12 protein-coding genes are annotated in these 14,245 nt (G+C 66.9%); 10 read left to right on the top strand and 2 right to left on the bottom strand.

Features of this window, described 5'->3' with window-relative positions; translation table 11 throughout:
* Nucleotides 1-951: MBL fold metallo-hydrolase (locus ACYPYD_RS09950; protein WP_459662961.1), on the bottom strand; the 951-nt coding region annotated here is incomplete at its 3' end.
* 17 nt (nucleotides 952-968) lie between these two features.
* Nucleotides 969-2,054, bottom strand: a complete 1,086-nt coding sequence (locus tag ACYPYD_RS09955; protein ID WP_459662963.1) for an MBL fold metallo-hydrolase — start codon at nucleotides 2,052-2,054, stop codon at nucleotides 969-971.
* Nucleotides 2,055-2,292: 238 nt separating this feature from the next.
* Here ACYPYD_RS09955 and ACYPYD_RS09960 point away from each other — a divergent pair, with 238 nt between their 5' ends.
* The 10 genes from ACYPYD_RS09960 (at nucleotide 2,293) to ACYPYD_RS10005 (ending at nucleotide 14,188) form a co-directional block, all read left to right on the top strand.
* On the top strand, nucleotides 2,293-2,766 hold the full coding sequence (locus ACYPYD_RS09960; protein ID WP_459663005.1) for a CopG family ribbon-helix-helix protein: 474 nt from the start codon (nucleotides 2,293-2,295) through the stop codon (nucleotides 2,764-2,766).
* Between the two features lie 126 nt (nucleotides 2,767-2,892).
* Nucleotides 2,893-3,981, top strand: coding sequence for a putative urea ABC transporter substrate-binding protein (locus tag ACYPYD_RS09965; protein WP_459662965.1), 1,089 nt, complete (start codon nucleotides 2,893-2,895; stop codon nucleotides 3,979-3,981).
* A gap of 75 nt (nucleotides 3,982-4,056) precedes the next feature.
* On the top strand, nucleotides 4,057-4,872 hold the full coding sequence (locus ACYPYD_RS09970; RefSeq protein WP_211151581.1) for an ABC transporter permease: 816 nt from the start codon (nucleotides 4,057-4,059) through the stop codon (nucleotides 4,870-4,872).
* Nucleotides 4,869-5,624 (top strand): ATP-binding cassette domain-containing protein, encoded by a 756-nt coding sequence (locus ACYPYD_RS09975; protein WP_211151582.1) that lies wholly within the window; start codon nucleotides 4,869-4,871, stop codon nucleotides 5,622-5,624. Before ACYPYD_RS09970 ends, ACYPYD_RS09975 begins: the two co-directional genes overlap by 4 nt.
* A gap of 176 nt (nucleotides 5,625-5,800) precedes the next feature.
* Nucleotides 5,801-6,280: a CopG family ribbon-helix-helix protein gene (locus ACYPYD_RS09980; protein ID WP_197524482.1), complete on the top strand. Its 480-nt coding sequence runs from the start codon at nucleotides 5,801-5,803 to the stop codon at nucleotides 6,278-6,280.
* Nucleotides 6,277-7,101 carry an urea amidolyase associated protein UAAP1 gene (locus tag ACYPYD_RS09985; RefSeq protein WP_289357113.1) on the top strand — a complete coding sequence of 275 codons (825 nt, stop codon included), beginning with the start codon at nucleotides 6,277-6,279 and terminating at the stop codon, nucleotides 7,099-7,101. The genes ACYPYD_RS09980 and ACYPYD_RS09985 overlap by 4 nt, the downstream gene beginning before the upstream one ends.
* A 17-nt stretch (nucleotides 7,102-7,118) precedes the next feature.
* Entirely contained in the window at nucleotides 7,119-7,754 is a 636-nt protein-coding gene (locus ACYPYD_RS09990) for an urea amidolyase associated protein UAAP2 (RefSeq protein WP_211151585.1), read from the top strand.
* Complete coding sequence (gene uca / locus ACYPYD_RS09995) at nucleotides 7,751-11,359, top strand: urea carboxylase (RefSeq protein WP_459662967.1); 3,609 nt, start codon at nucleotides 7,751-7,753, stop codon at nucleotides 11,357-11,359. The genes ACYPYD_RS09990 and uca overlap by 4 nt, the downstream gene beginning before the upstream one ends.
* Entirely contained in the window at nucleotides 11,356-13,116 is a 1,761-nt protein-coding gene (gene atzF, locus ACYPYD_RS10000; protein WP_459662968.1) for an allophanate hydrolase, read from the top strand. The genes uca and atzF overlap by 4 nt, the downstream gene beginning before the upstream one ends.
* 151 nt (nucleotides 13,117-13,267) lie before the next feature.
* Entirely contained in the window at nucleotides 13,268-14,188 is a 921-nt protein-coding gene (locus ACYPYD_RS10005) for a Vgb family protein (protein ID WP_459662969.1), read from the top strand.
* The last annotated feature ends 57 nt before the right edge of the window (nucleotides 14,189-14,245 follow it).

Here is a 14,245-nt window from a genome sequence, read left to right on the forward strand (position 1 = left end):
GACGGTGCCGGTGAAGTAGATGCCGGGCTCGGTGATCTTCTGCGCGTAGGCCCAGGCCTCGCGCAGTTGCTGCACGGTCATTTGCACGGGGGCCTCGTCGGGCTGGTACGTCATGCCGTAGGCGTAGTCCTCGCCATCCTTGCTGATCTCGACGTGGCAGCCCATGACGTGCGTGACGGGATGCGTGTCGCAGAACTCGATGAGGCGCTTCATGCTGTCGTACCACGGCTCCCAGAAGCTGATGTAGCAGCGGCCGCGATAGAACATGTCCCCGGTATAGAGGATCTGCGTGTAGCTGTCGTAGTACGCGAACTCGGAAACGACGTGCCCCGGCGAGCCCCAGATCAGTATCTCGCGCCCGCCGAGGTCGAGGGTCACGCGCTCCTCGGGGAAATTGGTCATGCCCCAGAAGCCGACCATCTCCTCGTGCGTGAGGCCCATGTAGCGGGTATTGGGGCGGTCGGCGAACTGGTTGGTCGCGGCGTAGTGGTCGGCGTGAAGATGGCTGAACGCCACCAGCAGTTCGAGGCTGGCCGGATCGCGGCCGTTGCGGGCGCACCACTCGTCGATGCACTGGTCTACGACGCCGCGCAGGTCCCAGTCGTTGCGCAGCTGCACGAAGCCCTCGTCGAGCAACAGCACCCGGTCGTTGCCGAAGTAGAGCGGCGCGAAGGGTGCCTCGTAGCTATAGGCCTTGTTCTGCCGCAGGATCGCGGTGTGCGGGTTGTACCAGTGGACCTGCACCGGCGGATCGGTGTTGTCCATGCAGGACGACGAGCCGCAGATCCACTTGTCCGGGAAAGTGCCGGTCGCGGGCAGGTTGGCCTTGAAGTCGATCGGCGGCGGGCGTGTCGCGGCAGAGGCGGCGTCGGACAGCCCGGTCAGCGCGGCGCCGGTCAGCGGCACGGCGGCGATGGCGGCGTTGTAGGTCAGGAAAGAGCGGCGATCCACGGTGCGGTTTCCTTAACTCAGAACGGGCGGGGCGGGTTGATGTTCGGCACGCCTTCCGGCCAGACCGAAGTACGCTGGTCGGGACTGACGCCGTTGAACAGCGCGAAGTCCGGGCGGATCAGCATCATGTCCTTGCCCTTGATCTCGCGCGCGTGCTGCAGCGCGTCGTCGATCAGGTCGGGCGTCATTTCCAGCACCCGCTCGTAAGGCTTGTAGGTGGTGAAGCGGGCATAATACTTGCCCGGCACGAACATCATCTCGATGTGTCCACCCAGCAGCCACTTCACCGAATTGGCGGCGGCGAAAGCCTTGAGCCTTTCCAGCGAGGCGACGAAATCGGTGTCGTTGCCGATGTTGATCTTGCCGGGGAACAGCAGGTCGCCGGTGAACAGCAGGTCGCAGTAGGGGTCGTAGAAGCTGACCCCGTCCTTATGCGTGCCGGGGGTCGGGACGACCGTGATCACGCGGTCGCCGAGGTCGATCCTGCCGGTGCCCGAAGGCCAGTTCGCGATGCCGTAGGTCTTCTGCATCAGCGCCAGCGGCTTGGGGACGATCGTGGTGTCCGGCCGGTCGGCGAACTGCACGAGGCCCTGGTTCTGCGCGATGTCCTCGGCCGAGGTGAGCGCGACGGTCAGCGGCACTTTCGTGCGCCCGCGCGCCTTTGCCCAGCGCGCGATGATCGCGTCAACAGTCTCGCGCAGAGGGTAATGCGCGGCATTGGCGGTGGCGCCGGTGTCGATCAGCAGCGCGCCCTTGTTGCCGAACAGCAGGTATGTGAAAGGCGCCTCCCAGTGGACGCACACGTTCTGGCGCAGCACGAAGGTATCCTCGTTGTACTGCACCACCTGCACGCGCGGATCGCGGTTCTTCGCCGCGACGTTGGAGCCGTAAGTCCAGCGGAACGACAGGCTGCCCGCCGCGGGGCCATCGCAGGCATAGTCGTGCGTGACCGGCTTGCTGCGGTGGAGCGGCACGGCGCTGTCGGTATTACGCACGCCGGGTGGATTGTACCCCAGCGCCGGGTTACCGTTGGGATAGGCGCGCCCGGTGGCGGCCTGCGAACTGCCGGAAAACCCCGTGCTACGGGTAGGACTCTGTGCCAAGAAATGCCCCCACACTGGCTGCGAGCGGGTGAACACCGGCTCGATCTCGGGTCAGCTTATCGATATTACGAAACGTGACAACGGTATTATTTTTGTGCGATGAGAGTATCACTCCACCGCCGACTGCGCCTCCAACTGCTGCTGTCATCGGCGGCAAGGTTGGTATAGGGGAGGGCTGTTGTTGTTCCAGAAAGGGCGCCGCTTGAGCACCGATCCCGCCAGTCTTGCCCGGCTCTCCATGAGCCTTCCCGCAGACCTGTTCCGCCAGCTGGATGCCATGGTGGAGGAGCGCGGGCTGCCCTCGCGCTCGCAGCTGATCGCCGAACTGATCCGCCACGCCCTTGCCGAGCATGAGGCTCTGACCCGGCCGGAAGAGATGCTCGCGGGCACGATCACGCTGGTCTACCGGGGCGACAAGGGGAGGGTGCGCCACCAGCTGGCACAGAGCCAGGCGGAGTACCTGAAGGAAGTGATCTCCTCGCAGCACGTCTTCCTCGAGGACGACCAGTCGATGGAAGTCCTGCTGGTGCAGGGCCCGGCCGAGCGGCTGAAGGAACTGTGCGACGCCCTGCGCGCCATTCGCGGCGTTCACCAGCTGCAGTTGGTTACGACCACCGCGCTTCTGCCGCCGCTTCACGAGCAGGACGAAGTCGCCGCAAAGGTTGCCGAAACCCCGCGCAAGCCGCAGCCGAAGGACGAAGTGGCGGCTTGAAGACTCGCGTATGATGCACAAGGGCAATGGTGTGCGCAAGTATTACAAAAATCGCGCACCGTAATAATTTTCGATGGACAAGGACCCGAATCGCAGCAATGTTGCACTGCGAAAGGGGACCGAGTCATGATCGTATCGATCCGCAGCATTGCCAAGGCCGCGTTGATGGCCACCGCGATGCCGGCAGTACTTCTCACCGCCGCCTGCTCGCAGGCGCCGAGCGAAGCGCCCAAGCGTACCGAATTCAACATCGGATGGTCGATCTACGCGGGCTGGATGCCCTGGCCCTATGCCCAGCAGGCCGGCATCGTGAAGAAGTGGGCCGACAAGTACGGGCTCAAGATCAACATCGTCCAGGTCAACGACTACGTCGAGTCGGTGAACCAGTACACTGCGGGCAAGCTGGACGGCGTCACCGTCGCCAACATGGATGCGCTGACGATCCCGGCGGCGGGTGGCAAGGACACCAGCGCGATCATCGTCGGTGACTATTCCAACGGCAACGACGGCATCCTGATGAAGGGCGGCGACCTCAAGACGATCAAGGGCCAGTCGGTCAATCTCGTCGAGCTTTCGGTGTCGCACTACCTGTTGGCGCGCGGGCTGAACTCGGTCGGCATGCAGCTGCGGGACGTGAAAACGGTCAACACCGGCGATGCCGACATCGTCGGCGCCTTCGCCAGCCCCGACGTCAAGGTCGCGGTGGCGTGGAACCCGCAGCTCAATGCGATGAAGGCGCAGCCGGGCGCGAAGCTGGTGTTCAGCTCGGCCGATATTCCGGGCGAGATCCTCGACCTGCTCTGCGTCGATACCGCCACGCTCAAGGCCAACCCCAATCTCGGCAAGGCGCTGGCGGGCATCTGGTACGAGACGACCGCGCTGATGACGCGCCAGGACGCCGAGGGCAAGGCCGCCCGCGCGGCGATGGCCAAGCTCGCGGGTGCGACGCCGGAAGCGTTCGACAGCCAGCTCAGCACGACCTTCCTCTACTCCGACGCCAAGGCAGCCGTCGCCGCGACCGACGCGCCGGCGCTCGTCACCACGATGACCCGCGTGCGGGACTTCAGCTTCTCCAAGGGGCTGTTCAAGGGCGCCAGTTCGGCCGACGCGGTGGGCATGTCGTTCCCCGGCGGCAAGACGCTGGGTGATGCGCAGCACGTTACCTTGCGCTTCGACGACAGCTTCATGAAGATGGCCGCCGACGGCAAGCTCTAGAACCGTCCATCATTGCGCGAGGGTCGCGATGACGGGTCGGGATAAAAACAACACTCCACAGGTGGGATCACGACAATGCGCTGGGTGAATCGTCAGGTCGGGCGAGGGGGGCGGGTGCTTCTCGGCGCAGTTCCGATCCTGCTGCTCCTGCTGGTCTACATCGTCATGGCCGCGAGCCGCCATGCGGTGAACCCGGCCGACAAGATCCTGCCGCTGCCAGGCTCCATGGCCGAGAGCATGTCGGCGCTGCTTTTCGTGCCCGACCAGCTCACCGGCCAGCTGGTGTTCTGGGCGGATACCATGGCGAGCCTGCAGCGCCTTGGCATCGGCCTTGGTATCTCGACGCTGATGGCGCTGGTGGTGGGCCTTGCGCTCGGCGTCTTGCCGCCGGTGCGCGCGACGTTCGGCCCGCTGGTCACCGGCATCGCGGTCATCCCGCCGATTGCGCTCCTGCCGATCCTGTTCATCGCGCTGGGCCTCGGCGAAACCTCCAAGGTCGCGCTGATCGTCATCGGCATCGCGCCGGTCATGATCCGCGACATCGCCGCCCACGTCTCCGCGCTTCCTCGGGAGCAGGTGATCAAGGCGCTGACGCTGGGCGCCAACAGTTGGCAGGTGATGATCCGCGTCGCCCTGCCGCAAGCCATGCCGCGCCTGCTTCACGCCATCCGCCTCGCACTCGGCCCGGCCTGGGTGTTCCTGATCTCGGCCGAGGCGATCGCGTCCGACGTCGGGCTCGGCTACCGCATCTTCCTCGTGCGCCGCTACCTCTCGATGGACGTGATCCTGCCTTACGTCGCGTGGATCGCGCTGCTGGCCATCGCGATGGATATGGCGCTGACTTTCCTCAGCCACCGGCTGTTTCCCTGGGCACATGGAGAAAGCCATTGAGCACGCTCCTGAGCTTCCGCGACGTCTGGGTCGAATACGGCGACCGGATCATCATCGAAAAGCTGAACCTCGACATCGAGGAAGGCGCCTTCGTCTCCATCGTCGGCCCTTCGGGCGCGGGCAAAAGCAGTTTCCTGCGCCTGATACTGGGACAGGAGGGGCCGAGCCGAGGCGTCATCACCCTCGACGACACGCCGCTCAAACCCGAATGCGGACCGGATCGCGGCGTCGTGTTTCAGCGCTATTCGGTGTTCCCGCACCTCTCCGCGCTGCGCAACACGATCCTCGGGCTGGAATGCGAGAAGGCCCCGGTGCTCGGCCGCCTGTTCGGCAGCGCCCGCCGCGCCGCCGTCGAGGAGGCGACCGAGATGCTGACGGCGGTGGGCCTCGGCCATAGCCTCGACCTCTACCCCGCGCAGATGTCGGGCGGCATGCAGCAGCGCCTTGCCATCGCGCAGGCGCTGGTCAAGCGGCCGCGCATCCTGCTGCTCGATGAGCCGTTCGGCGCGCTCGACCCCGGTATTCGTGCCGACATGCACGCGCTCATCCGCAATCTGTGGCGCAAGTATTCGCTGACGATCGTGATGGTGACGCACGACATTCGCGAGGCATTCTCGCTGGGCACGCGCGTCCTTGCGCTCGACAAGCGCCGCCACGATCCGCACGCGCCGCACCGATTTGGAGCCACGGTCGTCTACGACCTGCCGATGCGCGAGCGGGCGGAAGAGACGGAAGAGGAGACTGCCGGGTGATCGCGTCTACCCTTTTTCCGTCATTCCCGCGAAGGCGGGAATCCATCTCCTGAAGGTGCCTGTTGCACAGTCATCAGATGGGTCCCCGCCTTCGCGGGGATGACGGAAAAGAAAGAATGTAATTAGTTTAAATATTACGATTGACGTAAATCGTAATACCTGAAAAGAGAATGGGCATGGGCACAGACTCCGCAAGCCTGGCTCGGCTCAGCATGAGCCTTCCGGCAGACCTCTTCAGACAGCTCGACATGATGGTGGCGGAACGCGGCCTGCCTTCCCGCTCCCAGCTCATCGCCGAACTGATCCGCCATGCTCTGGCCGAGCACGGTTCGCTGATGCGGCCCGAGGAGATGCTCGCGGGCACCATCACCCTCGTCTACCGCAGCGAGCGGGGCCGCGTGCGGCACCAGCTCTCCCAGACGCAAGCCAGTTACCTGAAGGAAGTGATCTCCTCGCAGCATGTCGTGCTGGAGGACGACCAGTCCCTCGAAGTTCTTCTCGTGCAGGGTCCGGCCGTGCGGCTGAAGGAACTGTGCGACGCCATCCGCCGGGTGCGCGGGGTGCAGCAGCTTGAGCTGGTCACCACCACCGCCCTCCTGCCGCCGCTCTACGACCAGAGCGGAGACGACTTCAAGAATATCGGAGCGCATTCATGACCGAAACATTGGCCGATCCGCTCGCAGCCCGAGACCATGCGCGTGCCCAGGGCGGCACCGTGGTCGAGAGCATGCCGGTGCTGCCTCCCGTGGCGGGCGATCTGCCCGAGGGCGTCGATGCCGCCGACCTCGTGTGGGAGGAAACGATCGCGGCGGGCGGCTACGCCACGCGGCGGCTGACGCGCGGCTCCCGGTTGCGGTTGATCGACGGGAAGGGCGACGCCTGCGCCTCGATCCTGCTGTTCAACGCCGAGATGCCGACCGAACGGCTCAACGTGGCGGACACGGTTAAGGTCCAGTGGAACGCCTATCTCGGCGAAGGCAAGCTGCTGCTCTCCGACATGGGCCGCGTGATGATGAGCATCGTCGCCGACGATGCGGGCACGCACGATACCTTCTGCGGCACCTCCAACCCCGCGACGAACCTCGCGAAGTACGGCGAGGGTCGCAACTCCGGCGCCTTCCCGAGCGGCCGCGACCGCTTCCTGCTCGGCGCGGCCAAGCACGGCCTCGGCCGCCGCGACGTGCATCCTTGCGTGACGCTGTTCAAGGGCGCGCGGATCGAGGCGGACGGCGCGATCACGCCCGAGGTCGGCCCCTTCGCGCCCGGCCGCACCGTGATCCTGCGCGCCGAGATGGACGTGATCGTGGTGATCGCAAACGTCCCCCACGTTTTGGATCCGCGCCCCGAATACACCGTGACGTCGCTGCGCGCCTCGGCATGGCGCGGCCCGGTGACGGGCGAGGACGACCCCATCCGCCTCGCAACGCCCGAGGGCCTGCGCGCCTTCGAGAACGTCGAAGACTACTTCCGCCGCTGAACAAGGGACACGCGATCATGAGCACCGATCCTCACATGTCCGGCCTCACCGGCACCGTTCTCCACGACGTCGTCGTCCCCGCCCGAGCGCCCTGGCTGCATCACGTCAAGGCCGGGCAGACACTGCGTATCGTCGATCTTGAAGGCAATCAGGCCGTCGACTTCCTGCTCTATTCCGCCGCCGATGATGCCGAGCGCTACTCCGCGCAGGACACCGTCGCGGCGCAGGGCAACCTGTTCCTGCGCGAAGGCACGAAGCTGCTTTCGAATGAGGGCAATGCGCTGATGACCATCGCCGCCACCTCGGTCGACTACCACGACACCATCGGCGGCGCGTGCTCGTGCGAATCCAATACCTTGCGCTACGGTCATCACACAAAGTCTGAACACGCCTGCGTCGAGAACTTCCTGGAGGCCAACCTCCTCGAAGGGCGCGGCAAGCGGGACATCGTCTCCAACATCAACTTCTTCATGAACGTTCCTGTCGAACCCGACGGGTCGCTGGGCATCGTCGACGGAATATCCGCGCCGGGCCTGACCGTGGACCTGCGGGCGGAGATGGACGTGATCGTCGTCGTCTCCAACTGCCCGCAGGTCAACAACCCCTGCAACGGCTTCAACCCCACTCCAGTCCGGATGATCGTCACCGCATGAGCTTCGACACCGTCCTGATCGCGAACCGGGGCGCGATCGCCACCCGCATCATCCGCACGCTGCGCGGCATGGGCCTGAAGTCCGTCGCGGTCTATTCCGAGGCGGACGAGAACTCCAACCACGTATCCGAAGCCGACGAGGCCGTGTTCATCGGCGGGGCGAAGGCTTCGGAAAGCTACCTCAACATTCCCGCCATCATCGCCGCGGCGAAGAAGACCGGGGCAGGGGCAATCCACCCCGGCTACGGCTTCCTGGCCGAAAACGTCGAGTTCGCCGAGGCCTGCGCGGCGGAGGGCATCGTCTTCGTCGGCCCGACCACCGACAACATCCGCACCTTCGGCCTCAAGCACAGCGCCCGCGCGCTGGCCGCCGCGCACGACGTGCCGCTGGCGCCGGGCACCGACCTGCTCACCGACGAGGAAGCGGCGGTCAGCGCCGCCGCGTCGATCGGCTACCCGGTCATGCTCAAGGCCACCGCAGGCGGCGGCGGCATCGGCATGCGCGTCTGCACCGACGAGGCGCAGCTGCGCGACGGTTTCGCCACCGTGAAGCGGCAGGGGCAGAGCAACTTCGGCGACGCCGGGGTCTTCCTCGAACGCTACATCGGCCGCGCGCGCCACATCGAGGTGCAGCTGTTCGGCGACGGCGAGGGCCGCGTCATGGCTCTGGGAGAGCGCGACTGCTCGCTCCAGCGCCGCAACCAGAAGGTCGTCGAGGAAGCGCCCGCGCCGCTGCTGCCCGAGAGCGTGCGCACCGCGCTCTACGCCGCCGCCGTGCGTCTGGGCGAGGCCGCGAAGTATCGGTCGGCAGGCACCGTGGAGTTCCTCTACGACGCCGACCGCGCCGAGTTCTTCTTTCTCGAGATGAACACCCGCCTGCAGGTCGAGCACGGCGTCACCGAGATGGTGATGGGCATCGACCTCGTCGAATGGATGGTACGCGGCGCGGCGGGCGATTTCGCCTTCCTCGATGCGCCCGCGCCGACGATGACGGGCCATTCGGTGCAGATGCGTCTCTACGCCGAGGACCCGTCGCTCGATTATCGCCCGACTTCGGGCACGCTGACCGCGCTGGAATTCCCTGACGACATCCGCGTCGAAACCTGGTGCTCGGCGGGCAGCACCGTCAGCGCGTGGTACGACCCGATGCTGGCCAAGCTCATCGTCCACGCGCCCACCCGCGAGGAAGCGGTGGAAGCCGCCCGGCGCGCGATCGACGCCACCCGCGTGGACGGCATCGAGACGAACGTGCGCTGGCTGCGCGACGTGGTGCGCACCCCGGCTTTCACCAGCGGCGAGGTCTCGACCAAGGTGCTCGACGGCGTGGTGTTCACCCCGCGCGCCTTCCGCGTCGTCAGCGGCGGCACCGCGACCACGGTGCAGGACTGGCCCGGCCGCCAGCACTTGTGGGCGGTGGGCGTGCCGCCTTCGGGTCCGATGGACGATCAGTCGTTCCGCCTCGGCAACCGCCTGCTCGGCAATCCCGAGGGCACGGCGGGGCTTGAGGCCACCGTCACCGGCCCGACGCTGGCCTTCGTTTCCGATGCCCGCGTGTGCCTGATGGGTGCGGACTTCGGCGCCACGCTGGACGGTGTGGCGGTGGAACGCGGCGTTCCCATCGACATTGCCGCAGGCCAGACGCTGGCGATGGGCCGCGCGTCCTCGGGCGGTTTCCGGGGCTATATCCTGTTCGCGGGCGGGCTCGACATCGCGCCCTACCTCGACAGCCGCGCCACTTTCGAACTCGGCCAGTTCGGCGGCCACGCCGCGCGCCGTCTGCTCGCGGGCGACACGATCCACCTTGGCTCCGACCCGGCCGAGGCGGCCTTGCCCGCCGTCACGCTGCCCGCGATCGGCAACGAATGGACCCTGCGCGTCCTCTACGGCCCGCACGGCGCGCCGGACTTCTTCACGCCCGAGGACGTGGAAATGGTCATCAATGCCGAGTGGAAGATCCACTACAACTCCAACCGCACCGGCGTGCGCCTGATCGGCCCCAAGCCGCGCTGGGCGCGCACTGACGGCGGCGAGGCGGGCCTGCACCCCTCCAACATCCACGACAACCCCTACGCCATCGGCGCGGTGGACTTCACCGGCGACATGCCGATCATCCTCGGACTCGACGGCCCGTCGCTCGGCGGGTTCGTGTGCCCCTTCGTGGTGATCGCGGCGGACCGCTGGAAGATCGGCCAGCTCGCTCCCGGCGACAAGCTGCGCTTCGCCCCTGTCACCATCGAGGACGCCGCAGCCGCCGACGCTGCCCAGCGCAATTTCGTGGCGACCGGCGCGGTGCCCGAAGCAAGCCCGGCGCGCGACGTGGAGACGCTCACGCCGATCCTCGCGGAAATTCCGGCCGAGAATTCTGGGGGCCCCGGCCGTCCCCGCACGGTCTACCGCCAGCAGGGCGACCGCAACATCCTCGTCGAATACGGCCCGATCGTGCTCGACATCGAACTGCGCATCCGCGTCCATGCGCTGATGACCGAGCTGGAACGCCTCGCCGCGCCCGGCATCATCGACATCGTGCCCGGCATCCGCTCGCTCCAGCTGCATTTCGACGGTGTGGCGATGGATCAGAAGGCGGCGCTCGCCATGCTGATCGCCGCCGAGGAGCGGCTTGGCGACCTCGAGGACTTCACGATCCCCTCGCGCGTGGTCCACCTGCCGCTCAGCTGGCGCGATCCGGCGATCGTCGAGACGATCGAGAAGTACATGGCGACCGTGCGCGATGATGCGCCGTGGTGCCCGGACAATATCGAGTTCATCCGCCGCATCAACGGTCTGCCCGATCAGGCCGCGGTCGAGAACCTGATCTTCGAGGCGAACTACCTCGTCATGGGGCTTGGCGACGTCTATCTCGGCGCGCCGGTCGCGACGCCGGTGGACCCGCGCCACCGCCTCGTCACCACCAAGTACAACCCCGCGCGCACCTGGACGCCGCCCAACGTCGTGGGCATCGGCGGCGCCTACATGTGCATCTACGGCATGGAGGGGCCGGGCGGCTACCAGCTGTTCGGGCGCACCGTGCAGGTCTGGAACACCTACCGCCAGACCGAAGCCTTCACCGAAGGCAAGCCCTGGTTGCTGCGCTTCTTCGACCAGATCCGCTTCTACCCAGTCAGCGCGGAGGAACTGGCCGACTGGCGCCGCGAATTCCCCGCCGGTCGCCGCGCGCTCAGGATCGAGCCGAGCGAATTCCGCCTCGCCGACTACCGCGCTTACCTGGCCGAGAACGCCGCCGGGATCGCCGAGTTCGAACAGCGCCGCAAGGCCGCCTTCGACGAGGAACGCGCCGAGTGGGAGCGCCTCGGCGAATTCGACCACGCCGCCGATCTCGCCGATGCGGACCTGCCCGCCGAAGAGGCGATCGAACTGCCCGAGGGCTCCGACCTAGTCGAGGCGCCTTACGGCGGCAGCGTCACCCGCCTGCTGGTGCAGCCGGGCGACACCGTCGCGGCGGGAGACAAGATCGCGGTGCTCGAAGCGATGAAGATGGAATGCGCGGTGGAAAGCCCGGGCAGCGGCACGGTTTCGGCGCTCTACATGCGCGAAGGCCAGTCGCTGCAGCCCGGCGCCCCGATGCTCGCCCTTAGGAAACACGCATGACCCGTTTGAGCGCCACCCGGATCGCCGCCGCCGTCAAGTCCGGTGAGACCACCGCCGTCGCCGTGGCCGAGGACACCTTCGCCCGCGTCGAAGCCTACAATGCCGTCCAGCCGCAGATCTGGATCAGTCGCGCTACCCGCAGTGAACTGCTCGACGCAGCCGCTGCCGTGGACGCCCGCGTCACGGCGGGCGAGGACCTGCCGCTGGCGGGCGTGCCCTTCGCGGTAAAGGACAATATCGACGTCGCCGGGTTCGAGACGACGGCGGCCTGTCCCGCCTTCGCTTACGAGCCCGAGGACGATGCCGGCGTGATCGAGCGGCTGCTGGCGGCGGGCGCGGTCTGCGTGGGCAAGACCAACCTCGACCAGTTCGCCACCGGCCTCAACGGATCGCGCAGCCCTTACGGGATACCGCGCAATGCCTCCAACCTGAACTACGTCAGCGGCGGGTCCAGCTCCGGCTCCTCGGTCGCGGTGGCGGCGGGGCTGGTGGCCTTTTCGCTCGGCACCGACACCGCCGGATCGGGCCGCGTGCCTGCCGCGTTCAACCACCTGATCGGCATGAAGCCCACCAAGGGCCGCTGGTCCACGCGCGGCCTCGTCCCGGCCTGCCGCACGATCGACTGCATCACGGTATTTACCGACGACACCGCCGATGCCCGGCTGGTGGACGGCGTGGTCGCGGCCTTCGATGTGGCCGATCCCTACTCCAAGCCGCTCGCGGACCAGCCTCTCGCCGTGAGGCGCATCGGTGTGCCGCGCCGCGAACAGCGGGTGTTCTTCGGCGATGGCGAGTCCGAATACCTTTACGACAAGGCGCTCGCCAAGCTGGCGACCTTGGGCGAACTCGTCGAGATCGACCTCGCCCCGCTGCTGGAGGCCGCGCAGCTGCTCTACGGCGGCCCTTGGGTGGCCGAGCGGACCGCCGCGATGGAGGGTATCCTCGCCGCCAACCCGCTCGCGGTCGATCCCACCGTGCGTGCGGTGGTCGAGCCCGGCAAGGCCATGAGCGCGGTCGAGCTGTTCAACGGCATCTACCGCATGGCCGACCTCAAGCGCCACGCCGACCTCCTGTGGGCCGACATCGACATGATGGCCTTCCCCACCACCGGCACCACCTACCGCGTCTCCGAGATGCTGGCCGCGCCCATCGCGCTCAACAGCAACCTGGGGCTCTACACCAATTTCGTGAACCTGCTGGACATGGCCGCGCTGGCCGTTCCCGCCGGTATCCGCGCCAATGGCACCGGCTTCGGGATCACCCTGATCGGCCCGGCCGACACCGACCGCGCCCTGCTGGACGCGGCCGACGCCTACCTCGCGGTCGCGGACTTGCCCGCGCCGCCGCCACTTGATCTGGAGGGAAAGATGCAGACCGTGAAGCTCGCCGTCGTCGGCGCCCATCTGAAGGACATGCCGCTGCACTGGCAGCTGACCAGCCGCGACGCCGAATTCGTCGGCGCCTTCGAGACCGCGCCCACCTACAAGCTCTATGCCATCGCCGACAGCGTGCCGCCCAAGCCTGCGCTCGTCCATGACGAAGCGGGCGCCGCGATCAAGGTCGAGGTCTATGAACTGGGTGTCGCCGAGTTCGGCAGCTTCACCGTCGACGTGCCCGCGCCGCTCGCCATCGGCAACGTGACGCTGGCGGACGGCACCACCGTCAAGGGCTTCGTCTCCGAACCGCGCGCGCTGACAGGGGCGGAGGACATTACGCATCTGGGCGGCTGGCGCGCCTTCATCGCGAGCAAGGTATAAGCCTCTCTCCCCGCTTGCGGGGAGAGATACGAAGGCTTGCGGGCTTGTCCCGCTAGCCGCAGTTGAGAGGGGCCAGCGCGGGAGCATTCCCCTCTCCCAACCCTCTCCCCTGAAGGGGAGAGGGCTCCAAGCAACCAAAGGGGCAAAATCCATGCGCAAGTTCGGTCTGATGCTTCTGGCTGCCACGGCGGCATTTCCCGCCTTTGCGCACGCAAAAGAACCCGAGGTCATTCAGGTCCCGGGCTTCGCGGATTTCCTCGCGGTGGACGGCAAGACCGTCTGGGCGACCAACAAGGGCCGCGTCGAGCAGTGGTCGCGAAAAGGCAAGCTCGCCGAAGTCGCGATGGCGCACCCTTGCGGCGCGATGGCGATCACGGCGGGCTCGCTGTGGGTGGCGGACTGCGAAGAAAAGGCGGTCAAGCGCATCGACGTGAAGACCGCGAAGATCGTCGCCACCATCCCCACCGGCATTGCCTCGAGCGGCGAACTCAACGTGGTCGCGGGCGACGGCTCGGTCTGGGTCGCCAGCGACAATGAAAAGGGCCTCGTCGCCCGCATCGATCCGGCGACCAACGCGGTGATCGCCTCGGTCCCGGTCGATCCGGGCACGTGGTATCTGACTTACGGCTTCGGCGCGGTCTGGGCGGTGAGCGCCACCAAACAGTCGCTCCAGCGCATCGACACCGCCACCAACACCGTCACCGCGAAGATCCCGCTCGGCAAGGAGCCCGGCTTCCTCGCGGCGGGCGAGGGCGGCGTCTGGGTGCAGGAGCAGGGCGACGGCACCCTCGCGCGGATCGACCCCGCGACCAACACGCTGGCCGGCCGAATCAAGGTCGGTGACAATCTCAAGTGGGGTGACGTCGATACCGGCGCGGGCAAAGTCTGGCTGCGCACCACCGACGACCAGGTCTTCGCGGTGATCGACCCGAAGGCGATGACGGTCGCCGCGCGCAAGGGCAAGGCGGCGGGCAGCGGGGCGCTGCGCTGGACCCCCAAGGGCGTCTGGACTTCGGCGCATGACGAGCACACGCTGACATGGTGGTCGAACGCGGTACTGCGCGCGAAGTAGTGCAAGGGGGCCAGGTAGCCCGTGATCTTGCTTGATCTGAACACTCGCCGTCATTTC

The sequence above is a fragment of the Novosphingobium sp. 11B genome (genome assembly GCF_054589055.1).

Coding starts and splice junctions, on each gene's coding strand:
- atzF (WP_459662968.1), top strand. CDS start 11,356: ATGACCCGTTTGAGCGCCACCCGGATCGCCGCCGCCGTCAAGTCCGGT.
- ACYPYD_RS09965 (WP_459662965.1), top strand. CDS start 2,893: ATGATCGTATCGATCCGCAGCATTGCCAAGGCCGCGTTGATGGCCACC.
- ACYPYD_RS09980 (WP_197524482.1), top strand. CDS start 5,801: ATGGGCACAGACTCCGCAAGCCTGGCTCGGCTCAGCATGAGCCTTCCG.
- ACYPYD_RS10005 (WP_459662969.1), top strand. CDS start 13,268: ATGCGCAAGTTCGGTCTGATGCTTCTGGCTGCCACGGCGGCATTTCCC.
- ACYPYD_RS09990 (WP_211151585.1), top strand. CDS start 7,119: ATGAGCACCGATCCTCACATGTCCGGCCTCACCGGCACCGTTCTCCAC.
- ACYPYD_RS09970 (WP_211151581.1), top strand. CDS start 4,057: ATGCGCTGGGTGAATCGTCAGGTCGGGCGAGGGGGGCGGGTGCTTCTC.
- ACYPYD_RS09985 (WP_289357113.1), top strand. CDS start 6,277: ATGACCGAAACATTGGCCGATCCGCTCGCAGCCCGAGACCATGCGCGT.
- uca (WP_459662967.1), top strand. CDS start 7,751: ATGAGCTTCGACACCGTCCTGATCGCGAACCGGGGCGCGATCGCCACC.
- ACYPYD_RS09960 (WP_459663005.1), top strand. CDS start 2,293: ATGAGCCTTCCCGCAGACCTGTTCCGCCAGCTGGATGCCATGGTGGAG.